Below are 23,312 nucleotides of genomic sequence, written 5' to 3' on the forward strand. Positions count from 1 at the left end.
ATAAGAGACTGCCTTAGGGCATCTATGTGTAATACTAAATCATATGACAACTTAGAGGTGGGTAATTGTCATATGGTAAAGTGTTACTGAACTAAGTGATTGAGCGAGTACAATCCACGAGTTTCACTACTTTTACGTTTAATCTCTTCCAATGCTTGGGCTTCACTAGCTTCAAAAAGTGCATTAATGAGTCGATTAAAATGTTCATGCATTGCTGCTCGCGCTTTTTCTGCATTGCGGTTTTTTAAACCGTTAAAAATATTTCTATGTTCATTCATGCGTGCTTCTGCACTTGAACTACAAACACCAGCATATGCTTGGATGATATTTTCACGACTCTCTCGTAGCGACCAAAACTTTTCAACAGCCATCAAAATAGCTTTGTTTCGAGTGGCTTTAGAAATGATACGGTGGAATTCTTTATCCGCTTGGTCGGCGTTTATACCGCTTTCCATTGCGAGTAAAGTCTCTTCCAGTTTGTCGAGTTCTTCTTCAGTAATAGTCGTCGCTGCTAATGCAGCAGCTTCACCTTCAACTAAAGCTCGGGCCTGAGTTAATTCGAAAGCACTCACTTCAATTTCTGGTTGCTGCTTTTTGTTCGAGTCTAAAACGTAAACACCAGAGCTTGTTTTAACTTCAACACGTCCTCGGACTTCGAGTGCGATTATTGCTTCTCTAATTGTCGGACGACTAACGTCAAATTGTTCAGCAAGGACACGTTCTGGGGGCAGTCGGCTTCCGGGAGGGTAGTCACCCGCATCTATACGACGTTCAATTTGTTCTACTATTTCCCAAAATAACCTGCGGCTACCCATGCTAAACCTCTTAATTACGTAATGCTAACAAGCAAGAATTGATAATGAATTGTTGGCGATATTGTATCTTTATAACAGCTTTTGGCAATTCTTCAAATTGGTAATTTAATTTAATTTAATTTGGTAAGGCCAAGATTGCCACCTTGGTTATCAAATTGGTTTTATTATTGGTCTGTTTTTGAAGGTGTTTTTTGCTTAAAAATTAGCTATTTATGAAGTTGTCGTTGCTAAGTTTTTCTCAAGATGTTGTTTTATATGAGTAATGTATTTTTTTGTGATGTGGGCATTATATTGATGTTTTTTTAGTTGAGACAATGTCAAACGCAATATGATTTATTTTTAATACAACTTGAGATTTTTCTAACGATAAAACATAAATTAAATATTAAATTTGTGTATTTTGTTATTACCAGTTCGATTTAAAAATACCATTCAAGCTGTTGGCTAACTTTAATGAATTATCGACAGAAAATATTGCAATTAAAGGCACTGTAGACTTACTGGTGGCGCCATTGGACTTAACTTTTTCCTATGGCGCTATCGACTAAAGTAATTGGACCCAAGTTACATAGGTGTAATATTGTAAAATTCGTTAAAGCCAGCCAGTATATTTGTTGTTGCTACGGCCGAGAGAATGAGACCCATAATACGACTTACAACGCTTGCTCCGCTGCTACCAATCACTTTGTTAATCCAACCTGCAAGTAGCATCATAATGTAGACTAAGAGGATTACAGAAATCATTACAACTACCGTTTGCGCCTGCTCCCAAATGCTAAAGAGCGAATTCTCAGTAAGTAGAACTGCCGCTAACATTGCACCTGGGCTCGCGATTGAAGGCACTGCAATTGGAAAGATAGCTGTTTGTCGGTAATCTTTCTTTATAAGTTTGAGCTCTTCTTCTGGTTTACTGTCGCCAAAAATCATATTCAGTGCAAAGAGAAATAGAACAATGCCGCCAGAGATCTGAAAAGCGGGTAATGGTATTGCCAATGCTTTGAGTAGGAGTTCTCCAAGAACGACAAAAAATATCAGGATGCAGGTGGAACAAACCGCTGCAAGTAGGGCAATACGTCGTTTGGTTTTAGCATCATATTTTTCAGTTACTGCTATAAATACCGGTATGGTTCCTATTGGGTCAATGACGGCAAAAAATATGATAAAGGTCGCTAAAATATCAATCATTATTAAGGTCCTTGTTTGTCTGAACACGCTGGCAATGATCTGGTTTAGAGATTTGTCTCACGTGAACTTAGAGTGTTGAAGAACGAGTTAAAATCGAGTGTATTGCTACTTAACGATCGTAAACGAGTATATTAGAATTAAAGACTTTTTCGACTACCTGCCGATAACGGGGCTAATAATTCAGTTTAAAACTTGTATGTTAAAGGATTAATATTACGTTGGTGAAAATTGAATATTTCGGTATTTAATATTAGAAAATTGAGCCTCTTTTTAGTTCGCCAGTTACGCGCATAAACTTATATGCCTAAATGAAAAATGGATATTTTTCTAAAGCAATTAATCTTCCCGATCATCGACAATTGTAAGCCAGATTATAAAGCAAATTGAGTGACGTGCCAAAGTTCACCTGATGGCCCCCATAAATAGACTACCTTCCCCCAATGCTCTGCTTTAATGGGTTCGTATTTAATGTCTAATTCGATCCCTCTTTAAAACAGTTACTTTGCAAAGCTGAGATTGTCTCAAACGCCTCATCAATGTCTAAAACAGCAAGTTGGAACATTAAGTTTGTAGCAAATTCTTTGTTATATAAGCGGGTTAGGAAAAAGGTGCAATCGCCATTGGTGAAAAGCGACAGATCGTCCGTAACAAACTCCATTTTGAACCCCATCGCCTTGTAGAAACGTTTGGGAAACTTGATAATCTTTACTTGGAATAAATACGCGAATATCGTCAACTTTCATTGTTTAGCTTTCCTTTTCGGTGCAAACACAAAACCTAAGGTACCAATAATTAATGCTGAATGCGAACAACGACGGTGCCTGCAATAAAATCATGAAATGCCCGGTTTTTAGCACTAAACAACATAGTAACAATTTCGAGCAAGTGCCAAAGCAACATTGTTATACCCATTGCGATTATAGTGAATGTGTACCACTGAGGAGGATTTGCTGCCCCGTCTTCTGGCGCAAAAATGGTGGCAATGGTAGCTGCGATAATCATAAAAATGGGAACGCAATCTCGGATAAAGGCCTTAGTTAAATGTGATTGTACTTTCGGTGACATGGTTCACTACCTTAACGGCTAGCGCCATCTTTCCTAATGTTTGACCATAAAGTGTATGAAGAGCGACGCTATAAATACCAAATTGGATTAAGTCGATAAACTGTAATGTTGATTCGACGACACCGCCTGCGCCTGTCCCGATAAAAATGAGTATCGCAGAGACTATGTAAACAACAATACTGTCAATAATCGATGCGCCTATGCGAGGACCAAATGTTTGATACTTTTCGAGTTCTAGTTGTTTTTCAACGTCGACAAGAGTTTGTGGATTATCCATTTTGGCGGCAATGGCTGTTTGGATTTGTTTGACTCGGTCTGGAAATTTTTCAGCATCAATGTGGCATTGAGCGTCTAATAGTTCATCCAATGAATAATCGCTGAAATCGGGGTTGCTCATATTTTACGTCCATATAAAAATTTTAGTTTCTTTGATTGTATTCTAACGCTACCTGCAAATTTAACGACGCTCACCTGAACGTCGTTATCAATTATATTGGTATTTATTGTTCTGTATTAGTTACCGCCGTAATCGACGTTTTTATGTTTTTTCTTGGCACTATCGGCAATTTCTTTTGGCATGTATTCTTCATCATGTTTAGCCAATACTTCAGTGGCTTTTATGATAAACCCATCGGTTAACATGCCCTGTGCAACAATACCTTGCCCTTCTCGAAATAGATCAGGAAGAATACCTGTGTATTGCACTGTCACTTTAGGATCTTGTTCGGTAAAGACCGTTGGCGTTTTCATGTCACCTAAATCAAAGCTCACTTCCAGTGTGTCTGCATTTCGAATGACACTGCTCTGGAATAACTATTCCGCCGATATCTAGGCGTTGACCTAGGGTTGGTTTTACACCGGTTTCTTTTTTACCATAGTGGATTTCAGATGGGGTATAAAACAAATCAATATTTTGACTTAATGCGTACAATACCAAGCCTGTTACAGCACCAAGGCCGAGAACAATGGTCGATATTATAGCGAGTCTTTTTTACGACGAGGGTTCATGTTACGGTTCTACTCCTGCAGACGATTGTTGCGCACGTTGACGTAATTTTTCGTCGCGATTTAGTTTTTTAATAATTTGTTGTTTTGTGTGTTTATGGCCAGATAAACTAGACCACAACAAAATGGCAAATAACAGAAAAGCTGAGCCATAAGATAACCAAACAAAAAAGCCATATCCACCCATATCGAGAAAAGCTGAAAAACTATCAAACTGCATGTTTGTTCTCCTCAACAGTAACGAGCTTTTTTACCCAAGGGCGAGTGACATTGTGTTGCAATATTTGTGATTGAAAGCGGATACAAATAATCACAGCACTTAAAAATGCAAAACCTAGAAAGCAAAATACAAATGGGTAAAACATATCTAATGTCATAGAGGGTTTACCTAATTTGCTGACGGTTGCACCTTGGTGAAGTGTATTCCACCATTCTACCGAATATTTAATAATCGGGAGGTTGATGACTCCAACCAATGCCAAGATGCCTGCAGATTTGCCCGCGGCAATTTTATCGTCAAATGCACTATTTAACGCCATAACGCCGAGATAGAGAAATAATAGAATAAGTTCTGAAGTGAGTCGCGCATCCCAAATCCACCATGTTCCCCACATAGGTTTACCTCATAGCGGCGCCACTTATCAGTGCGATTGCGGTAAATACAGCCCCTACAGGTGCCATAGCGGCAACAGCTGCGCCAGCCAAACGTAATTGCCAGACTAATCCACAAAACGCGGCTATGGCCATCCCTAGGTAGATCCCCATCGACAGACTGGCGGCAGGAACATGCAGATAGAAAATTCTAAAACTATCACCTTGTTGGTAGTCTGGTGGCGCAAATAACAAGCCCCAAAATAGCCCTATTGTTAATAAAGCACCTGAGACTACAGCGAACCATGGGATAAGTTTACCAACCAAATGATAACTTGTTTCAGGATTGGCGTAAGGGTGTAACCACTTCCACATTAATTTGTACTCACTTTTAATGCTGAACTAATTGCAAATGGGGCGAGGGTAACCGCGCCGACTAATAAGGCTGCTATGATAGCAAGTTGGCCTTGATAAGGTAAATTCATTGCCGCAGTATTTATGGTACTTGTCGCAAATATTAATACTGGAATAAACAACGGCAAAACAAGCAAACTAAGAATAACGCCACCATTTTTAAGGCGCACCGTCAGCGCAGCACCGATTGCACCAATAAAACTCAATACCGGTGTACCCAATAATAGCGTTAACATCATTGCGTTGTATGCATTGTCATCTAAATGTAAAGACACGGCTAAAACTGGCGCGATAAAAATTAAGGGCAACCCAGTGATAAGCCAATGAGCCGCCACTTTTCCCAAAACAATAATGTATGTGGGGTGGGGGCTGAGTAACATTTGCTCTAATGAACCGTCGTTAAAGTCAGATTTAAATATTCTATCGAGTGACAATAAGGTTGCGAGTAATGCAGCGACCCAAATGACCCCTGGTGCAATTGTCGCTAAGGTATTGGTTGCCGGCCCAATACCAAGTGGAAATAATGTGACGACGATAATAAAAAGAGGATCGGGTTTAATACGTCATCTTTATGGCGGTAAGCCAAAGTAAGTTCGCGTTTGATGATGAGTGTCAATACCGTGAAATACGACATCGCAGGTTTAGAATTCATTGTCATCCCTAATCAAACCGATACTGCAACGTTAACTTTGTCACATGTGATGCAATTAAGTTAAAATCTTGATGCGTGGTGAGAATAATCGCCCCGCCTTGTTGGATATGATTTAAAAACAACTTCTCTAACTTGCTAACGCCCGATTTATCGATAGCCGTAAACGGTTCGTCTAAAATCCATATTTTTTGAGTCGACTGCCAAAGGCGACCAAGCGCAATACGTCTATGCTGGCCGGCGCTTAGCTGCGACGCGTAAACATCTTCAAACCCAGCTAAATCAACTTCACTAAGCGTTTGTTCTGTATCAGCAACGGTTTGACCATGTAGAGCTAAGCTAAACTCCAGGTTTTCTTCCGCGGTGAGCTCACCCTTAACACCAGGTTGGTGGCCAAGGTAAAGCAGGTTCTGCCGGTATTCTTCGGCTTGTTGCTGGATGTTTTTGCCACGGTAAAGTACGTCGCCTTCGTTGGCAAAAGACAGTCCCGCGAGTATTTTTAATAAACTCGTTTTGCCCACGCCATTTGGCCCTTCAACCTGAATGATATCCCCAGCACTAAGCTCAAAATTGAGGTCTTCAAATAGAACTCTATCTTGACGAATGCAAGTTAAATGCTTTGATGATAATAATGGGACGTGGTTTGACAAAGGTTTTTAACTACGGTTATCAAAAATTAGATGATTATTGTCACATGAGATTGACAAATTGCCAACCTAGGTTGGCAAAAAGCTTGGAGGTAATTGTTTGATTACCGAATGTAGATCAACAAACCCTTATTTCGCAGGGGCTTCGCCAATTAAAATCAGCTCCGTTTGACGGCCATCTAAGTACCAAACGCCAGACTCATCAAACATCGCGTCTTCTTCCAGCATAATGCGGATCTCTTTGTTCCACGCATCGATGAAAACCGCATTGTTTAGTTCTATCGAATAAGCCGTATTGTGATGTAACGGGTAATCACCATCGCTAAGGCACGCCAGTTTGTGCGTCCCACATACCTAGTGTTGTCCCTGCGGCATGGCCGTGATAGCCAATCGGGTGGGTATAAATGGTTGGTTTTAAGCCGGCTTCTATTGCGGCGCTTCGGGCTTGTTTTAACACTTGGTTACCGGTTTTACCCGCTTTAAATAAGTCAGTGAAAATGTCTTGTAGTTTATTACCTGTGGTAAAAGCGGCAGTTAAATATTGAGGTGCCGCGGTTTCACTAGGTTTCAAAACATAGGCATGTTGTTGCGTGTCGGTATTAAGCCTTAAATAAGTAATGCCAAAATCAATATGTAATAAGTCACCATATTGAATGATATTTTGTTCATGACCTTCAGAAAATGCGGTGTCGCTATCCAAGGCTGGTTGTTCATTGCGTTGCACTGAGATACTTGGGTGAAACCAGACCTGTAATTTCAGTTCGCGAACGCGTTCTCTAAACCACCATTGCAACTCGGTTGTTGAAGTTACGCTAGGAGTGATAACTTGATTCGAAAAACCTTCGGCAATGATCGCGTGAGCAATACGCACTATGTCTTTATACATAGCGACTTCGGGCGCGATTCGTTGCTCCAACCAAGAAACCGCAAGGGCTTCTGCTGACACCATTTTGTTACGCCATTTGGCGGGAAGATTCGTTTTTAACGTTTTATAATCCGTTAACACTAAGCCATCGGCGTGGGCCCAATTTGTTGAGTAGTTTAAACCAATATTTTTAGGCTGGTAACGCTCAAGCAGTTCGCTAAGGGCTTCCCACTGACTGGATTGACGTTTTTTATTCCAACCTTGTTTAAACACCGAACCCACTTTATAAGGCGCAATCGCATAGGCGTCTACTGTGCCGTTTGGCGTCAATAAAAAGAGTAAAATAGTGGTTCGTCGTGCTGAAATCCAGGTTGCTGGTAACATCGTCTTTAGCACCGGATCTTCATTGTATTCACGGCTTATTAATAACCACGCATCTAACCCAGATTTAGTCATCATTGCTGGTAGCAGTTGAGTAACACGTTGTTCTGTCATGTCATCAATAAATTGCGCGCGCTCTTGCATCGATAAGATATCAGAGGCGATTGACGATTGCCCAAAACTAGAAAAACTGAAACTAAGACAAAGCATTAGGGAAATTAAAATACAGCGCATGGGCCAACTCTTTTGGTTAGTAAAACAATATTAAAAAACGATAGTGACGCTACATGAGCATAACATCTTTAATTATTATATGAATGAAGTTTGAGATAGTCTGCATGATTAAAACGGACAAATACTACCAACCGCGATAGTGTTATTTTCTAACGCCTATAAAATATTTAATTATGCATACTGGTATTAGTATTGTTTCAATTGGTTTAAATTACAAACAGATATAAACTGACCTCAAATGGATAATTGAAGTAACTGTTCGTTATCTCCATATTAAACAAATCACTCCTTAAGAAAAGGCGCACTGTGAGACATTCCCGTTCTATGCCCGATGATCCAGTTGACTTTAACTGGCGCTCCCTAACCGCATTAATTCCTTATATCCTTGAGCATAAGGTCCGTGTCTTTTGGCTTTAGGGTGTTTGGTCTTGGCTAAAGTCGCAAGTGTCGGCCTACCGTTTATTCTTAAACATGTGGTTGATGACTTAGACAAAATGAACGACGGTTTAGTGGCAATAGTCAGTGTGCCATTGGCGTTAGTGATTGCCTATGGTGCGGTTCGGTTTTCTACTGTTTTACTAGGCGAAATTCGCGATACATTATTTGGTCGAGTAACCGAGCGTGCGATGCGAAGAGTGGGGTTGAAATTATTTAATCACCTCCATGAGTTAGATTTAGACTTTCATTTGAATCGTCAAACCGGTGGTTTGTCTAGAGACATGGAACGTGGAACTACTGGTATCAGTTTTCTGATGCGCTTTATGGTGTTTAATATCGTTCCAATTTTGCTCGAAATTATGTTTGTCGTCATTATCTTCTTCACTAACTACGGTATTGAGTTTGCGGCGATAACATTATTGTCAATTGTGGCTTATGTTGCGTACACCGCAGTTGCGACGGAATGGCGAACCAAATATGTGCGTGAAGCCAACAAAGCAGATTCGAGCAGTAATTCGCGAGCTATAGACAGTTTACTGAATTACGAAACCGTGAAGTACTTTAATAACGAAGATTATGAAGCTTCACGTTACGACGAAGATTTAGCCAAATGGGAAACCGCGCGCCGTAAAAACCGGCTCACGTTATTTGCTTTAAATTCGGGACAAGCATTAGTTGTTGCTATATCGATGACGGCGATGTTGGTACTAGCCGCAGAAGGCGTAGTTGCAAAGGAAATGACACTAGGTGACTTTGTGCTGATTAATGCTTTTATGATGCAATTGTTTATGCCGCTTAACTTTTTGGGGTTTGTTTATCGCGAAATTAAAGGATCTTTGGCCAATATTGAAAATATGTTCGCTTTGCTACGAAAGCAGCCCAAAGTGCAAGACAGTATAGCTGCAACCGAATTGGTGGTCACCACGGCAAAAATAGAATTCAAAGATGTAAAGTTTCATTATAATAAAAAACGCCAAATCCTGGACGGCATTAATTTCACAATATTACCTGGGCAAAAAGTCGCAGTTGTTGGTGAAAGTGGGGCGGGTAAGTCTACATTAGCAAAATTACTGTTTCGATTTTATGATGTTAGCAGTGGTCAAATCCTAATAGATGAACAACCAATTGACGGCGTGAGTCAGCACTCGTTGAGAAAAATATTGGTGTGGTGCCACAAGACACTGTGCTGTTTAACGATACAATTTTCGAAAATATAAAATACGGCGACCCGCAAGCCTCAGAGGAAGATGTTTGGCGCGCGATAGAATTAGCTCATCTCAAATCCTTTATCGTTTCTTTACCTGACCAAGAAAAAACCATGGTCGGTGAGCGAGGGCTTAAGTTATCCGGTGGTGAAAAACAACGTGTAGCGATAGCTCGTACTATTTTGAAGCGGCCGCCGATTTTGGTTTTTGATGAAGCAACATCATCACTTGATTCTGGTTCTGAGCAAGCTATTTTGACCGCTCTGAAGTCGATAGCTAAAGGACATTCGTCTTTAGTTGTTGCACATAGGTTGTCGACCATCGTAGATTCGGATAATATTTTGGTTATGGTAAAAGGAAAAATTGTTGAACAAGGAACACACCATGAGTTATTAAACTTAGGTGGTCATTACGCAACAATGTGGGCAATTCAAAATGAACAAAGAAGCGAAACGGAATGATTGATTATCCAGTGTTTTTTGGACTTTGGGGCATGTTGTTTTTGTTTATCGGACTCAATCGTTCGGCGACAATCAATGGGGCTAAAAGGGTATTAGTTGAAGCTGGCCCAACGGTTTTTTGTCGGGACTTGCCCCTAGCTCGGATCTTCAAGCTAAATGGCCGAGCATTGGTTAAGTCAGATGTTGTTAAAATTCAACGTGCGGCTCGTTGCGTAACATTATTCACCGCAAGTGGCATTGCGTTTGACTTGTGGTTACCTAAATCGACGGTAGATGAAGTAGCCTTAAGAGCGAAAAAACTTTTTAGCAACGCCAAGTATGTTGAGGTTTAAATCACTGAATTAGTAGATTTTTTACGTTTTTTAAAAAACGGATCATAGCATTAGGGTAAAGGAAATAGCCTTTATATCTGCATATTTTTTTGGTCAATAAGTATTTTGTAAATATCGCAATGTACATTACATAAATGCCCAGCAAACCATAAAATACATTTATAGAAAATAAATCATCAATTTTAAAAAGTAATATAAGTACAATTGCGATAGCCCAAAAGCTATGTAACCTCTCTCCGGGATAATGATGAAATTCAAAATATTTTAAGTGATTTAAATATAGATCACCCTTGTCATCGCCTACATATTCCCTGTGTTGTGTTTGCCTATACGAATATTTCATTGATTGCTCTCAGCCTGTTGTTCCATAACACTTAATTTATAAACACTGTCGATGCCATAGGCAATATAACTAAATGTCATGATACCTAAGATATTGGCCATAATATCAGCTATTTCAAACGTTCGGGTTTTAAATAGTAAGTGGCTACATTCTTCTAATATAACAATGATGCAAACGACCAAGCTAGCTAAATATATCGGGACATATCGGCTGTTCGACGCTTTTTTAAAGTTAGTAGCCAAAACAGCGCAAAAGATAAAAAACCAAACAGAAAAAAATGACCTACTTTGTCGCCATTTGGCCATGCCGCAACATAATTGATGATGCCATTGGATATGCCTAGGTCTTTTTGGTAAATCAGCCAAAACGCAAAGAGGCTAACTGTTAGGGTGCATATTCTAAAAAAGAGTTTCATTGTAATCAGTTATAGTCCATTAGGGTCGAAATTGACATTGAGATTAGGAACAATAAGTACTGCCTGAATTTTAACTTCGGTTTCTCCGTTAATACTAGTTTATTTTTGTCAGCAACGGTAATTTCAGTTGTTTAGCGCACAACATTTGGTTATTTTTAGCAAATGAAATTATTTGCCTTAATTATTCTGTCTTTTTACTCTCTTTTAGTGCACTTGCCGATGACGCTGGTGGCTGCCAAATTGAATTGTTACTCGATTGCGACCTAGATATGCCAAAAGAAAGTCAACCAAGCGGCTGGACGTTTGGTGTCGGTGTTGCAACTGCGGTCAATGTACCTGTTTATATTGGTGCTAAAGAAACCCGTTCTGCTATTTTACCAATCCCGTATATTAACTATCGCAGTCCAAATTTAAAAATTGGCCAAGGCGGTATTGTCGCGAGATTGTTTGATAGCGAAAAATGGTTGTTGTCTGTCAGTTTGTCCGGTGCGATTCCTGTCGACAGTGATGATGCTGAAGCACGGAAAGGCATGCCAGACATTAATGCCATTTTTGAGTTTGGTCCAAGTCTTAAATATTACCTTGTGGGCGATGACTCAAGCCCCGATGCCATTTTTCTCGATATGAATATTCGTCAAGCCAGAACTATCAAATTCACTAATTTGAAATTAACGTCTAGTCCTTCAATCTTAATGCGAAAAGGGTTAAGCCAAACGTTTTTTGGCGGTAAAGTTAACACGCGATTAAAGTTAGGTTATGAGTTTGTGTCTGAGGATTATGCCAATGAATTTTATGGTGTGAGTCCAGAATATATGACAGATGAACGAGATGCGTTTGTCGCCCACAGGTGGCTTCGCGGGCTTTCGAGTAAAAGGCGGTGTTCGTTGGCAATTAAAGCGACATATTGTCAGTAGTTTTTTGCATATGCCGATATTAGCGGCGCAAAATATGTTGATTCTCCATTGGTAAAATCTAAGCAGCATCTATATGGTGGATTAGTATATTTTTATCTATTTGAGTAATGGCGATGAAAAATAGTATTGATTTAAAACGTTGTTTGATGATTTTCGACAAAGTTATGTCGGATGGTGAAAAAAAGAAGATAAGTTCCACTATGAAGGACTAGAGGCGTGGTCCGATTTTGACGGCTACAACTGTTATCTGTCTCTAAACGATGTAACGTTAACGATGATGTTTCATGGCAAATATGATATTCAATTTGGCAGTGCAGATTCATTTCAAAAATTTGAGAAAAAATTAGCCACATTCAAACTGTAAAGGCGTTTAGCGCCCAAAAAGTCTTTTAATAAATAGATGTTTAAAGACATTAAAACCGTTAGTTGTAGTTTGTTGACTGCACTAAAGTTTTGGCACATCCAGAGGTCATTAAATTGTTAGCTCGTCAGACTGGTACTATCGAAGAAATTAATATCTATCCCGTGAAGTCCTTAAAGGGCATTTCATTGAGCCAATCTGTGGTGACGCCCCTAGGGTTAAAGTGGGACCGCTTTTGGATGATAGTGAATGAAGATGGGTTGTTTATGTCGCAGCGAAATATCCCTGCGATGGCAACTATCTCAACCACGTTGACGGACAGCCATTTGGTCTTAAGTCATGACCAATTTGGAGAGTGCCAAATACCTTTGCTTTATGCGGGCTCAGATGAGCTTGACGCGACCTCATTTAACGCAAAAGTTTGGCAAAGTGAATGTGTCGTTCTAGATGAAGGCGATAAAATTGGATCGTGGTTAACTTCTATTTTAGGTCGGTTTCGTGGGCAGGCGTTGCGACTCGTAAGATTAAATCCCGAAAGCCAACGAGCTGTCAGTAATAAACACACCAACGGTGATATTCATCAAACTTATTTTGCCGACGGTTATCCGTTTTTAGTGGCTACATCTGCTTCTTTAGATGAACTCAATACAAAATTGGTGGCGCAGTCAGAGTCGGCTGTTCCTATGTCTCGATTTAGAGCAAATGTTGTTATTGCTGGAACAACAGCATTTGTTGAACATCAATTTAAGTATATGCAAATGGGAGAGGCTGGTACTCTGCATTTATGTAAACCCTGCGAACGTTGTAAAATGACGTCAATTGATCAGAACTCCGGTGAAATAAGCAATTCTAAGCAACCGTTGAAAACGCTGTTTTCGATGGAAAATATTGCCGATAAAGGTGCCTATTTCGGACACAATGGCGTATTAATCAAAAGTAAATCTTTGGAAAATGATTGCTGTATCAGTGTTGGTGATACGGTCTGTTTTAGTCATGAAGTACAAGGTTAGCCAACATAAGATGACTTTTATTAGACGGTTAAAAATATTGGTGTTGGAGATAATTCCAATCATTTTTTTCGTAACCCCTAGTTTGGCCCAAGCGCAATTAGATGAGTTCTGTGTTAATAACTATTCCAATTGTTTAAGACTGGTTGAGCAAAAACTAGCGGAACAACCCAAAAGTAAAATTGAGTTTTATAAGCTTAAGATGTACCAACTTGATTCACTCTATTATTTAGGTAAATACCAACAGTTAGACATAGAGATGGGCAAACTGATCAACGCATCTAGGCTGCCAAAAGTGGTAGAACTTAAAATTCATATTTATTCGGCAAAGTTAAAAATAGGTCAAAAGGATGACCCTGAACGTAAAGCTCACTTAGCAAAAGCACAATTAATTTTCCAAGCGTTGTTAAAAACAGGTGACGACCCAAACACGTTAATTGATTATGCTAATTTGCATATTTATCTAGGCCAATACACTGAAGGTATTAGGCTTTTAAAGCAGTTGGAACGAAAGTTTAGTGATCATAAAAATGCCAATATAATTGCTAAAGTCGCGATTAACTTAGGCAATTTATATCTCCTCACTGGGGACTTGGTTAAAGCGCAAACTCAATACCTTGTTGCCATGGAACATTCGCGTAAAGCCGGATTAATTAATGTTAATATCATTGCTAATTACAACTATGGCCGAACATTTCAGAAATTAGAGCAAAACAGCAAAGCGATAGCGATTTTTTAGAGTTGATACCGCGAGCGTCAGAATTAGTTGATTCAAATATTGACGAGCTGACGTATTATCGACTTGGGCAGTTATATGTAGCAGAAAAAATTGGACTTTGGCAAAGTTATATTTAGAAAAAGTCGATATAAATGACAAATTTGACAGTTACGAAGAACGAGTTGATGCCCTAATGGCTATTATTAATAAAAATTTAAAAGGAAGTTAGTGTGAAGTGGATTGGCATTTTTATCGTAATTTTATTAGTCGGTATGGCGAGCTTGCCATTTTTGGCAACAGACAAGCAGCGATTAGTGCCAGAGATTAAGTCCGTCACTGCAGATGACGCTAAAATTGCTCAGAATGTCACTAAACAATTTCATCGTAGTATCGCGTCGAAACAAGCGGTTCAAGAGTTTTCGTTATCGAATGACGAACTGACAGCAGCGTTAAATGTCGCAAGCTATTCTGTGCCCAATATTGATATCGAGTCACGATTAACGTCATTGGGATTAACTTTAGTAGCCACAGTCAAATTGGAAAAACGTGGTTTTAAACGTTATGTAAATGTCATATGTATGTTGACCAACGGTTATGAAGGAGCCGATATCGACTCCTGTAAAATAGGTTCTGTGACACTTCCTGGAGATTCCCTCAAACCAATAATAAAGTATGGCCTTAACAAATTTGTAGGCAAACATAGTTATGACTTATGGCAGCATTTTATAACCAATTTAAGTTTTGAACGAAACAAGTTAGTTGTGAAAAACTTGGACGCCAATATGATTAAACCGGCACTTCAGGCGAGTTTTAATGAAGCCCAGAACCTAGTAAGTGGTACTTCAAATTTAGATAAAGCTCTAGTCACTAATTATATTGAGCATTTATCGTTACAAAATTATGATTCAAAGTCGTTAATGGAGCCAATTAGAAGCGCCTTTTCACATGTTAAAGAGCAAACACGTAACAGCCCAACTGACGTTCGAAACCGCCATGTTCAAGCTGCAATTTGGGCACTAGTGATCCGTTACGGTAACCCTAAATTTGGTCGACTCGTAGGAATACCCGGAAAAATTGGCCGAGGTATGTCGGCCACATTGAGAAACCGCGAAGATCTTGCATTGCACTTTCTCTATTCCGCTTTTTACAATTAAACAGTGGCACACAAACCGCATTTAGTATTGGCGAAATAAAAGAGTTAATTGATAGTAACGCAGGAGGCACCGGCTTTAGCTTTGCAGACATTGTTGCTGACAAAGCGGGCTTAACGTTTGCTGAGTTTCTGACTGACCCAATGACTGATACAAAATCAGCCTGCCTCAAATTGGCCAATGTTTATACAGAAGATATGTTTATATTAGACATAAACCACCGGCCAGAAGGTATTTCAGCCGAAGAGTTTAACGATAGATACAAGTCAATTCAGTCGCAGAAATATAAAGATGTGATTGAGGAAATTGGCCAAGCCATGAAACAACTGGAATTGTATCGTTAGTAAATGGGCTTAATGACGGTGAAGTTGAAACCACTTCGTCGAGATACTTACGAGCCCAAAAAGGAAGCCGTGATTTACAAAGTTGCTACACATACGTAGCGTGCATTATCACAAATTAGCGGATCAGTTTGCTGGCACATAGCGATAATGGCCAGTAATTTTATAGTCAAATAACATGTCGTCTACTTTTGGACCTCGGCCGATATTATGGACAATCAACGGGTTGCCCGATTGCTCGGATATACGGTCAATAACAATACCAATATGGGGTAAATTACCCGTTAATACCCAAGTGACTATGTCACCTGTTTTATAGTCTTTACTGTCGTTTGATACCTTTAGTACTGTTCCGTGGCGAGTGAAAAACTGTTGCAGGTTAGGGACACGTCGGTGATCAATATTTTTGTCGGTCCGTGTCAGTCCCCAAATTCGTTTCGATGGATACAAATTGAAATTGGCAACCATATCCTCATGAACAAGCTTTTGTAAATCCACACCTAAAGCGCGATAGGCACGAATAACAACATCGGTGCATACGCCAATATTGTCAGGTACATCGCCATTTGGGTAAGGGATAGATATATACGCACCATCATAAGTCACATTGTGAGTTGTACGCTCTAACAGCGCTGAAACAATGTCGGCTTCAAACGTGTTTGCCTTTGCCCCGACGCTGCACAGTACGAGCAGGTACATTGCGATATTTTTCATCTTCTATCCTTAGCACTTACGGTTTTGTTGTGGCGTTAAAATGATGGCTTATGCCGATTGTTATTAGAACCATTAAACATGAGTGTACCGTCAGTCGCTTTTCTCTGACTCGTTTGGCGTCAAATCGTTATTATGTTGATGGGACTAACTTTATAAACATTTGAATAAAACCAATAACTCAAACAGAATAGCTGATTATCATGGTTTTTATAAAACAACTAAGCGAGAAAATAAGCGAGAAAAATGAAAACAACATTAAATCATAAGCTTAAGCTCATTAAAATAATGGGTATGTATCTAACGATATCGACGTTATTTATGACACTCACTGGCTGTGTTATCGGGAACAGAATTGCCCAAGACGGCTCTGATTCCCATACATCTGCGGGAAATATTGATGTAAGGGATAATAACATTGCAGGGGATTTAAGTGCTTATAATGGCAATATTAGTATTGGCCAAAACGCTGACGTAAAAGCCGTTGAGATTGTAAATGGCAATATAGCCATTGGTGATTTTAGCCGTGCATTGTCATTAGAAACCACCAACGGAAATATAATTACAGGTAAGCAGGTCTTAGTAACTGGAGATGTAAAAACCGTAAATGGTGAAATTAGAATTGCAACCAAATCTGTGATTGGTGGCAACATTATCACCGTCACTGGTGATGTAGTTTTGGCCGATGAAGCAAAGGTCGATGGCGATATTATTATTGAAAAAACCGGGTTTATTTTATCTAAGTTTGAAACCCGCGTACCGATTATAGAGATTGGTAAGGACGTCATAATAAAGGGAAAAATACACGTTTATCGACCAATCGAGCTTAGACTCGATCCGTCAATAGACCCTAAAATCATTGTTCGCCATGACTGATTAGCAGTTATTTATTTCGTATCGGGGGTATTTAGCCTTGGTCCGTTTAACTAAGGGGCCAATTAACATCGAGGTTTGTATTTCAATCTTTTTGCTAAACACTTTTGTGGGTAGAAAAGAGGACAAATAAACGTAACGTTTGGCTTATACAATGAAGTCAGGTTGCAAAGTTAGAACCGTTTTAATTCAGAGGTCGTTAAATTGAAAATAGCAATTACAGCAGCAAGTGGGCAATTAGGCTCACACATAGTGAAAGCATTGGCTGACATGGTCCCCCAAAGTAATGTGATTGCATTGGCTCGGACACCTGAAAAAGCGAAGCATTTGGGAATTGAAGTACGTCCGGGCGATTATAATGACAGGTATCAATTAGAACAGTCATTGCAGTCAGTTGATAGCTTATTACTGGTATCTGGTATGGATGCGCCCGATAAACGAATTGGGCAGCATCAAAATGTCATACAGGCGGCAAGAAACGCAGGTGTGAAAAAGATAGTGTACACCAGTATTCAAGGTGCGGAACAAAACACCAGTTTTTCGCCGGTGGTTCAAAGTAACCGACAAACGGAAAAAGATGTCAGTGAAAGTGGACTACAATGGGTTATTGGGCGAAACGGCATTTATATCGAGCCTGACATCGAATATATAGAAACTTATAAAAAAGAGGGACGGATATCTAATTGCGCCGGTGACGGTCGGTGCGGTTATACCTCAAGAGCGGAATTGGCTTATGCATATGCCAAAATGCTAATGGAAGATAAGCATAATGGCCAAACCTACAATTTACACGGTGAGGTGATCACCCAGTATCAACTCGCTGAATACCTTAATATGGGGTTTGGGACCGATTTAACCTATTCTGCTGTGTCCGTTGAAGAATACAAAAAGGAACGCATTGCGGCACTTGGCGAGTTTATAGGTACTGTGATTGCAGGTATTTATCAGGGGATCCGAGAAGGTAAATCTGATAACGTTAGCGACTATTTAACCGCCGCAGGTCGAGAGCATGAAAGCTGGTTGACGTATTTTACTCGGTTGAAAAATGCCCAAAATGCTAAATGAATTTAAGGTGTAGCCGCATGTTATTAGCTTTATTTCAACAAACACGGAAATATACCGAGTCCCTTTGTGCACCGTTAAACATCGAAGATTACATTCCGCAGGCTGTTGATTTTACGAGCCCGCCTAAGTGGCATTTGGCCCACACAACGTGGTTTTTTGAAGAGATGATCCTAACCAAATTTTTGGACGGCTATGCGGTTTTTGACGCTCATTTTGGTTTTTTGTTTAATAGTTATTATCAAAGTGTTGGAGAAAAAGCGGTGCGTGCTCAACGTGGGTTGATGACACGCCCAACAGTAGATCAGGTATACCAATACCGACATTATGTGGATGAACAAATCCAGCGTTTACTTAGTAAAGAAGTCTCCGAGTCTGTCAAAGCACTTATCACGCTAGGTATTCACCACGAGCAGCAACATCAAGAATTATTATTGACCGACCTAAAATACACTCTCTCGTTAAACCCAATTGCGCCTGTATACCAACCTAACTTTAATTTGGTGGATAGTTGCAATGCGGGGACGTCAGAGGAAAAACACTGGCTCGGTGTGAAAGAAGGGGTTTATGAAGTGGGTTATGCTGGCGACGACTTTTGTTTTGACAACGAACGTGGACGCCACAAAGTGTACCTGCAAAATTTTGAAATCGCTTCATCATTGGTAACAAATGGCGACTATATTGAGTTTATTGAAAGTGGCGGTTACCGCACATTTAGTTATTGGTTGGATGATGGCTGGAGCTGGTTAAATAGCCATAATATTACTGCGCCACTTTATTGGAAAAATATTGATGGTGAATGGCATTACTATACGTTGGCAGGATTAAAGCGAGTTAACAAGCAGGCTGTTTTGTCGCACATTTCTTATTACGAAGCGAACGCATACGCGCATTGGAAAAAGATGCGTTTGCCGACCGAGTTTGAATGGGAAGTGGCCTCAACCCAATTTGAATGGGGACAACGCTGGGAGTGGACTTCATCGGCTTACCTACCATACCCAGGCTTTAACATTAGCGACGGAGCGGTTGGTGAATACAACGGTAAATTTATGATTAACCAAATGGTATTGCGCGGTGCATCTGTGGCGACATCGGAAAATCATTCACGCGCCACTTATCGAAACTTTTTTGCACCGCATTTTCAATGGCAGTTTTCTGGCCTGCGGTTAGTTAAATAGGTCCACCTAAAATGGACTGTTAAGGATACAACACAATATGATTGAGCAATTTGCAAAGAGCGTCGACATTGGGTTGAGTAAACCCGAGAAAACCCTTCCTTCTAAATATTTTTATGACAAGAATGGCGATGCACTTTTTGTTGAAATAATGAACATGCCAGAGTATTACTTAACCCGTTGTGAAATGGAGATTTTTAGCACCCAAACAGCCGCATTAATAGAGTCATTTCAAGCGGATAAAAATACCTATTTTGAGTTAATTGAACTCGGCGCTGGTGACGGAACTAAAACCAGTAAATTACTTGAAGCGTTAAGTACGGAAGGTTATCAGTTTGACTATCTGCCCGTAGATATCTCCAAAAATTCGTTAGATCAACTCCAAACATCACTAGAACAAAGCTTGCCAGACGTTTCGGTTATTCCAAAACACGGGGATTACTTTGAGATGTTAGGCTCCATTAAAGACAGTCATCACCCGAAAGTTGTGCTGTTTCTTGGCTCGAATATTGGCAATATGACAGACGCAGTTGCCAGCGACTTTTTATATCAACTTGGGGCGAATTTAAGTAAAGGCGACAAACTATTGTTAGGAACTGACCTGATTAAATCTGCGGATATTGTATTGCCTGCTTATAATGACAAAAAGGGCATAACAAGCGAGTTTAACATTAATCTATTGCATCGAATGAATGCTGAACTCGGCGCCAGTTTTGACCCTGATGAGTTTGTTCACGCCCCTGAATATTGTATAGACGAAGGCATTGCTAAAAGCTATTTGTTGAGTGCCCGCAAACAGTCCGTTGAAATTGAAGCTACAGGAAAGACGTATCATTTCAAGGAAGGGGAAAAAATTCATACAGAAATTTCACGTAAGTACAATGATGACATTCTCTCTAAAATATTGGCTAAAACCGACTTTGAGATAACCCAAAAGTTTACTGACCAAAATAATTATTTTGCCGACTATTTATTGAGTCGAAACTAACCTTGGTGGACAATTAAGTTGGTTGAAAGTAAAACAACAAAACTAGAACAAATTGCGTTGTTTGTCTGTGTCAGCTTATCTGTTGTCGCATTCCTATTTCCTCAATTACTAACCGACCAACTGCAACCGGTAATATCAGAACTTCTGCGTTATTTAGGATCTCCTTTTTTATCCTCGTTAACATCTTGCTGTTTACGGTTATCGCCATCGCCATCAGTCCTCTTGGTCGGCGCAAAATCGGTGGCGAGTGCGCCCGAGTGGAATTTAGTCTGTTCGGTTGGTTGTCGATGTTATTTGCCGCCGGTATGGGATCTGGATTGATATTTTGGGGCGTTGCTGAACCCGCACTGCATACCATTGCCTCACCATTAAAACACAGTCTTTATCCAAACCCGCAGTCTAGCGGATTGGCATTGACCTTAGTTAATTGGGGATCACATGCATGGGCATTATACGCCGTATTTGGACTGGTTTTAGGAGGGCTTAGCCTCAATAGCGATAAGTCTGGAGACATTACAGGACCGGTCTTGAGTGCAAGCAAAGGTCTATTTAATGAACGTTGGCAGGGCAGACTAGGCTTTAGCGTTAAGCTGGTGGCGGTTTTTGCTATATTTTTTGGTGTGGTTGGCACGATTGCAAACTCGACGTTGTTATTACGCAAAGGATTAGAACTAAAACTTGGCATAAGTTCAGCGTTGTTATCGGGTTTTATCATCATCAGTTTAATCGTGATTTTATACACGTTATCGGCCAAGTTAGGACTTAAAAGGGATCCAAACCCTCAGTAAACTAAACATGTTTATCGCGTTTTCTCTGATTGTGTGGTTGCTCATGTTTGTACCAGTTCAACCCATTATTGATACTGCTGTTAGTGGCACGTGGGATTACATTCAGTTGATCACAAGTGGCACTTGGCAATTCTCTAGTCAGTTGAATGATCCTAATTGGGCGAATGGTTGGACCTACAATTACTATTTTTGGTGGTTAGCATGGGGGCCTTTTGTCGGTGTGTTTTTGGCAAAAATAAGCCAAGGTCGTCCGGTATGGCAGTATATTTTAGGCGTTATGTTGGTACCGACGTTGGTGACCATTTTGTGGTTTAGCGTTTTTTCGGGCTCTGCAATCGCGTGGGATGCTAGTCATCAAAGTGGTATTTTAGAGGCGATAAAAACGGACTATACCCAAGGTCTATTTGTGTTTTTTGAGCAACTCGGTTGGCAAGGTTTCGTTCTTATTTGGGCAAGTTTGCTATTGCTACTCATTTTTGTCGCCACATCCGCTGATTCAGCGGTTTTAGTCATACGACAATTATGTGGGGCAAGCGAAAGACCATCTTGGAGTCTATACGGTTGGTCATTTGCTTTAGGGTTGTGCGCCTATGTGTTGTTGGTGCAAAACAATGAGTCGTTAAACAGAAGTGTGGCGATCATTGGAGCCCTGCCATTTTTACTTATATTCTTGATGCAGCTTTTGGGATTTGTCAGAGAGCTTATAAATGAGTTATGGCACAAATAAGCCATTTAGAGGATTTAGCGGGTCAAAACTAACGACACTATTGCCGTTAGTTTTGTCGTATCAGAGCATTAGCTTATGGCGACTAAGATAGCAGCCAGTACCGCCCCAGCAATACTGTATTTTACACCGGTTTTAAATGTCTTACTTTTTGGGATAAACATCCAAAATGAAGATACCGAAAAAACAATAACGACGCACCAAAGAAAATATTTAACCAATACACCGGTGAATTTGTTGTAGCTTTGTGCAAGTGAGTCAACTTATCTAACACAACTGGCAGTTGGTAACGGGTGTAGCTTACGTCGCCAGTCGTTTTATTATATGACCCATCTTGGAAATAAATAAATTGCTCGTCTTCAGAGTCTGCTTTAAATCGTTTGATTTTTAAGGACTGGCCTAATCCCGATTGGTCAAGATTTGTCGCAAGTGATTGTTCCACAGCACTCGATATTTTAAAGACATGGGTATCTCTATAAATTAGCACAATCCCACTGAGTGCATAGATGGTCATAATTCCCGCTAAAAAAAGCCTAAATAACGATGCAATATGCGCATGGAGATTAATTTCATTTGGAACCTATCCTATTAGAGTCGATTAAAAAGAGTCGATAAAGCAGCAGGGAAAAACGATTATTGCGCACAGTAATAAATATTTAGCTCATATTCAAGAAACTTGTTTTTCGCGTATTTACAATAATCTATTTTTAATCAGCCCGTTGTCATGTTGCCTGATTTTATTCGTTTTCTAGGGCTCTAAACATAGAGCTTATAAGAATGTGACGCCTTACGCCTTTTACAATTAGACGTGACCCCAAAGGTTTGCGTACAATGCCGCCATTACCTATCCAGATTAACTTTCAAAAAGTGTGTAACAAATGAAATTGCTAACGATAGACAAACAAACTTACCGTAAACACCTTAATGTCGTCATCGCGATTTGCGTTGTGAGTTTGGCCGTCCTATCATTACTTATTTCGCAATCGGCTATCTATTTTTTCACCGACCGAGAAGGCAGCCATTTTTGGCTAAATGTAATGGGTGTAGCGGTTGCTATGATGCTCATAGGTACGGCCCTCAAGAAAGTTAATCAACATGCGTATATGCGAGAGGTGTACTATGTTTGGAAGCTTAAACAACAAATTAATTATATCTACCGAAAAAGCAGAAAAATTGACGCAGCGGTTGCTGAGAACAATGTTGATGCCATCACAGTGATGAACTTTTATTACAAGGCCTGCGAGCAACTTTACACCTTAGATGACAATACAATAACCATAAATTCGCTAACTAAAAATCAAATGAACTGCAGGAAAAAATCGAATCGCTCAATCTCAAAGTTTCCGTTGAAGACTATCAACAGTCGCTATTAGATAAATTCTAGCAGCGTTGTCACTCGATTAGTTAAATCGATAATTGCTACTTAGCAGTCGGCAATATTGTATTTTCGGTGA

General features: G+C 40.0%; 19 protein-coding genes and 8 pseudogenes. 14 read left to right on the plus strand and 13 right to left on the minus strand.

Translation table 11 applies throughout. The annotated features are described in order from the left end of the window. Positions 1 to 83: 83 nt before the first annotated feature. The 11 genes and pseudogenes from PN838_RS18540 to PN838_RS18590 form a co-directional block, all read right to left on the minus strand. Positions 84 to 815: a FadR/GntR family transcriptional regulator gene (locus tag PN838_RS18540; protein WP_215962525.1), complete on the minus strand. Its 732-nt coding sequence runs from the start codon at positions 813 to 815 to the stop codon at positions 84 to 86. Between the two features lie 564 nt (positions 816 to 1,379). After that, positions 1,380 to 2,000 (minus strand): MarC family protein, encoded by a 621-nt coding sequence (locus PN838_RS18545; protein ID WP_272181599.1) that lies wholly within the window; start codon positions 1,998 to 2,000, stop codon positions 1,380 to 1,382. A gap of 371 nt (positions 2,001 to 2,371) precedes the next feature. Beyond that, a pseudogene (locus PN838_RS18550) lies at positions 2,372 to 2,743 on the minus strand (VOC family protein). Between the two features lie 49 nt (positions 2,744 to 2,792). Continuing rightward, positions 2,793 to 3,002 (minus strand): hypothetical protein, encoded by a 210-nt coding sequence (locus PN838_RS18555; protein ID WP_272181600.1) that lies wholly within the window; start codon positions 3,000 to 3,002, stop codon positions 2,793 to 2,795. 31 nt (positions 3,003 to 3,033) lie between these two features. Further along, a complete protein-coding gene (locus PN838_RS18560) occupies positions 3,034 to 3,462 on the minus strand; it encodes an RDD family protein (protein WP_272181601.1) in 429 nt (142 codons plus the stop codon). 116 nt (positions 3,463 to 3,578) lie between these two features. Further along, positions 3,579 to 4,073, minus strand: a pseudogene (ccmE, locus tag PN838_RS18565) (cytochrome c maturation protein CcmE). Position 4,074: 1 nt separating this feature from the next. Continuing rightward, positions 4,075 to 4,290 (minus strand): heme exporter protein CcmD, encoded by a 216-nt coding sequence (ccmD, locus tag PN838_RS18570; protein ID WP_215962521.1) that lies wholly within the window; start codon positions 4,288 to 4,290, stop codon positions 4,075 to 4,077. After that, positions 4,280 to 5,036: pseudogene (locus PN838_RS18575) on the minus strand (heme ABC transporter permease). The gene ccmD and the pseudogene PN838_RS18575 overlap by 11 nt, the downstream one beginning before the upstream one ends. Then, positions 5,036 to 5,709, minus strand: a pseudogene (ccmB, locus tag PN838_RS18580) (heme exporter protein CcmB). The pseudogenes PN838_RS18575 and ccmB overlap by 1 nt, the downstream one beginning before the upstream one ends. Before the next feature lie 26 nt (positions 5,710 to 5,735). Continuing rightward, complete coding sequence (ccmA, locus tag PN838_RS18585; RefSeq protein ID WP_272181602.1) at positions 5,736 to 6,374, minus strand: cytochrome c biogenesis heme-transporting ATPase CcmA; 639 nt, start codon at positions 6,372 to 6,374, stop codon at positions 5,736 to 5,738. A 126-nt stretch (positions 6,375 to 6,500) separates the two neighbouring features. Continuing rightward, positions 6,501 to 7,827 (minus strand): annotated as a pseudogene (locus PN838_RS18590) (M24 family metallopeptidase). A gap of 452 nt (positions 7,828 to 8,279) precedes the next feature. On the opposite strand from PN838_RS18590, the pseudogene PN838_RS18595 reads away from it, so the two are divergent. The 8 genes and pseudogenes from PN838_RS18595 (at position 8,280) to PN838_RS18625 (ending at position 15,540) form a co-directional block, all read left to right on the plus strand. Further along, positions 8,280 to 9,955: pseudogene (locus tag PN838_RS18595) on the plus strand (ABCB family ABC transporter ATP-binding protein/permease). Next, positions 9,952 to 10,287 (plus strand): hypothetical protein, encoded by a 336-nt coding sequence (locus PN838_RS18600; protein WP_215962517.1) that lies wholly within the window; start codon positions 9,952 to 9,954, stop codon positions 10,285 to 10,287. Before PN838_RS18595 ends, PN838_RS18600 begins: the two are co-directional and overlap by 4 nt. Before the next feature lie 1,027 nt (positions 10,288 to 11,314). Then, positions 11,315 to 11,959 (plus strand): MipA/OmpV family protein, encoded by a 645-nt coding sequence (locus PN838_RS18605; RefSeq protein WP_272181603.1) that lies wholly within the window; start codon positions 11,315 to 11,317, stop codon positions 11,957 to 11,959. Positions 11,960 to 12,155: 196 nt separating this feature from the next. After that, positions 12,156 to 12,323 (plus strand): annotated as a pseudogene (locus PN838_RS27550) (DUF3081 family protein); the annotation flags it as partial. A gap of 113 nt (positions 12,324 to 12,436) precedes the next feature. Beyond that, a complete protein-coding gene (locus PN838_RS18610) occupies positions 12,437 to 13,330 on the plus strand; it encodes an MOSC domain-containing protein (RefSeq protein ID WP_272181604.1) in 894 nt (297 codons plus the stop codon). An 82-nt stretch (positions 13,331 to 13,412) separates the two neighbouring features. Continuing rightward, complete coding sequence (locus PN838_RS18615; protein ID WP_272181605.1) at positions 13,413 to 14,066, plus strand: tetratricopeptide repeat protein; 654 nt, start codon at positions 13,413 to 13,415, stop codon at positions 14,064 to 14,066. 209 nt (positions 14,067 to 14,275) lie between these two features. Next, a complete protein-coding gene (locus tag PN838_RS18620; protein WP_272181606.1) occupies positions 14,276 to 15,199 on the plus strand; it encodes a hypothetical protein in 924 nt (307 codons plus the stop codon). Positions 15,200 to 15,339: 140 nt separating this feature from the next. After that, positions 15,340 to 15,540, plus strand: a complete 201-nt coding sequence (locus PN838_RS18625; RefSeq protein WP_272181607.1) for a hypothetical protein — start codon at positions 15,340 to 15,342, stop codon at positions 15,538 to 15,540. Between the two features lie 123 nt (positions 15,541 to 15,663). Here PN838_RS18625 and PN838_RS18630 read toward each other — a convergent pair whose 3' ends face one another. Beyond that, positions 15,664 to 16,251, minus strand: coding sequence for a DUF1287 domain-containing protein (locus PN838_RS18630; RefSeq protein ID WP_272181608.1), 588 nt, complete (start codon positions 16,249 to 16,251; stop codon positions 15,664 to 15,666). Positions 16,252 to 16,494: 243 nt separating this feature from the next. Between PN838_RS18630 and PN838_RS18635 the strand changes: the two genes are divergently transcribed. From PN838_RS18635 to PN838_RS18655, 5 genes and pseudogenes are all read left to right on the plus strand, one after another. Then, complete coding sequence (locus PN838_RS18635) at positions 16,495 to 17,124, plus strand: DUF4097 family beta strand repeat-containing protein (protein ID WP_272181609.1); 630 nt, start codon at positions 16,495 to 16,497, stop codon at positions 17,122 to 17,124. 201 nt (positions 17,125 to 17,325) lie between these two features. Then, positions 17,326 to 18,186, plus strand: coding sequence for an SDR family oxidoreductase (locus tag PN838_RS18640; protein ID WP_272181610.1), 861 nt, complete (start codon positions 17,326 to 17,328; stop codon positions 18,184 to 18,186). A gap of 17 nt (positions 18,187 to 18,203) precedes the next feature. Beyond that, positions 18,204 to 19,361 carry an ergothioneine biosynthesis protein EgtB gene (gene egtB / locus PN838_RS18645; protein WP_272181611.1) on the plus strand — a complete coding sequence of 386 codons (1,158 nt, stop codon included), beginning with the start codon at positions 18,204 to 18,206 and terminating at the stop codon, positions 19,359 to 19,361. Between the two features lie 37 nt (positions 19,362 to 19,398). Then, on the plus strand, positions 19,399 to 20,346 hold the full coding sequence (locus PN838_RS18650; RefSeq protein WP_272181612.1) for an L-histidine N(alpha)-methyltransferase: 948 nt from the start codon (positions 19,399 to 19,401) through the stop codon (positions 20,344 to 20,346). A 185-nt stretch (positions 20,347 to 20,531) separates the two neighbouring features. Then, positions 20,532 to 21,861: pseudogene (locus PN838_RS18655) on the plus strand (BCCT family transporter). 121 nt (positions 21,862 to 21,982) lie between these two features. Here PN838_RS18655 and PN838_RS18660 read toward each other — a convergent pair. Then, positions 21,983 to 22,372, minus strand: a complete 390-nt coding sequence (locus tag PN838_RS18660) for a hypothetical protein (RefSeq protein ID WP_272181613.1) — start codon at positions 22,370 to 22,372, stop codon at positions 21,983 to 21,985. 364 nt (positions 22,373 to 22,736) lie between these two features. On the opposite strand from PN838_RS18660, the gene PN838_RS18665 reads away from it, so the two are divergent. Then, positions 22,737 to 23,231: a DUF3087 family protein gene (locus PN838_RS18665; protein ID WP_272181614.1), complete on the plus strand. Its 495-nt coding sequence runs from the start codon at positions 22,737 to 22,739 to the stop codon at positions 23,229 to 23,231. Positions 23,232 to 23,312 lie beyond the last annotated feature (81 nt).

Origin of the sequence: Psychrosphaera algicola (assembly GCF_028401425.1) — a bacterium.
GTDB lineage: Bacteria > Pseudomonadota > Gammaproteobacteria > Enterobacterales > Alteromonadaceae > Psychrosphaera > Psychrosphaera algicola.

Bases quoted from the DNA above. Each gene is read 5' to 3' on its own strand.
- PN838_RS18540 (WP_215962525.1), bottom strand. From the start codon at position 815: ATGGGTAGCCGCAGGTTATTTTGGGAAATAGTAGAACAAATTGAACGT.
- PN838_RS18545 (WP_272181599.1), bottom strand. From the start codon at position 2,000: ATGATTGATATTTTAGCGACCTTTATCATATTTTTTGCCGTCATTGAC.
- PN838_RS18555 (WP_272181600.1), bottom strand. From the start codon at position 3,002: ATGATTATCGCAGCTACCATTGCCACCATTTTTGCGCCAGAAGACGGG.
- PN838_RS18560 (WP_272181601.1), bottom strand. From the start codon at position 3,462: ATGAGCAACCCCGATTTCAGCGATTATTCATTGGATGAACTATTAGAC.
- ccmD (WP_215962521.1), bottom strand. From the start codon at position 4,290: ATGCAGTTTGATAGTTTTTCAGCTTTTCTCGATATGGGTGGATATGGC.
- PN838_RS18600 (WP_215962517.1), top strand. From the start codon at position 9,952: ATGATTGATTATCCAGTGTTTTTTGGACTTTGGGGCATGTTGTTTTTG.
- PN838_RS18605 (WP_272181603.1), top strand. From the start codon at position 11,315: ATGCCAAAAGAAAGTCAACCAAGCGGCTGGACGTTTGGTGTCGGTGTT.
- PN838_RS18625 (WP_272181607.1), top strand. From the start codon at position 15,340: ATGACTGATACAAAATCAGCCTGCCTCAAATTGGCCAATGTTTATACA.
- PN838_RS18630 (WP_272181608.1), bottom strand. From the start codon at position 16,251: ATGAAAAATATCGCAATGTACCTGCTCGTACTGTGCAGCGTCGGGGCA.
- PN838_RS18635 (WP_272181609.1), top strand. From the start codon at position 16,495: ATGAAAACAACATTAAATCATAAGCTTAAGCTCATTAAAATAATGGGT.
- egtB (WP_272181611.1), top strand. From the start codon at position 18,204: ATGTTATTAGCTTTATTTCAACAAACACGGAAATATACCGAGTCCCTT.
- PN838_RS18650 (WP_272181612.1), top strand. From the start codon at position 19,399: ATGATTGAGCAATTTGCAAAGAGCGTCGACATTGGGTTGAGTAAACCC.
- PN838_RS18660 (WP_272181613.1), bottom strand. From the start codon at position 22,372: ATGACCATCTATGCACTCAGTGGGATTGTGCTAATTTATAGAGATACC.
- PN838_RS18665 (WP_272181614.1), top strand. From the start codon at position 22,737: ATGAAATTGCTAACGATAGACAAACAAACTTACCGTAAACACCTTAAT.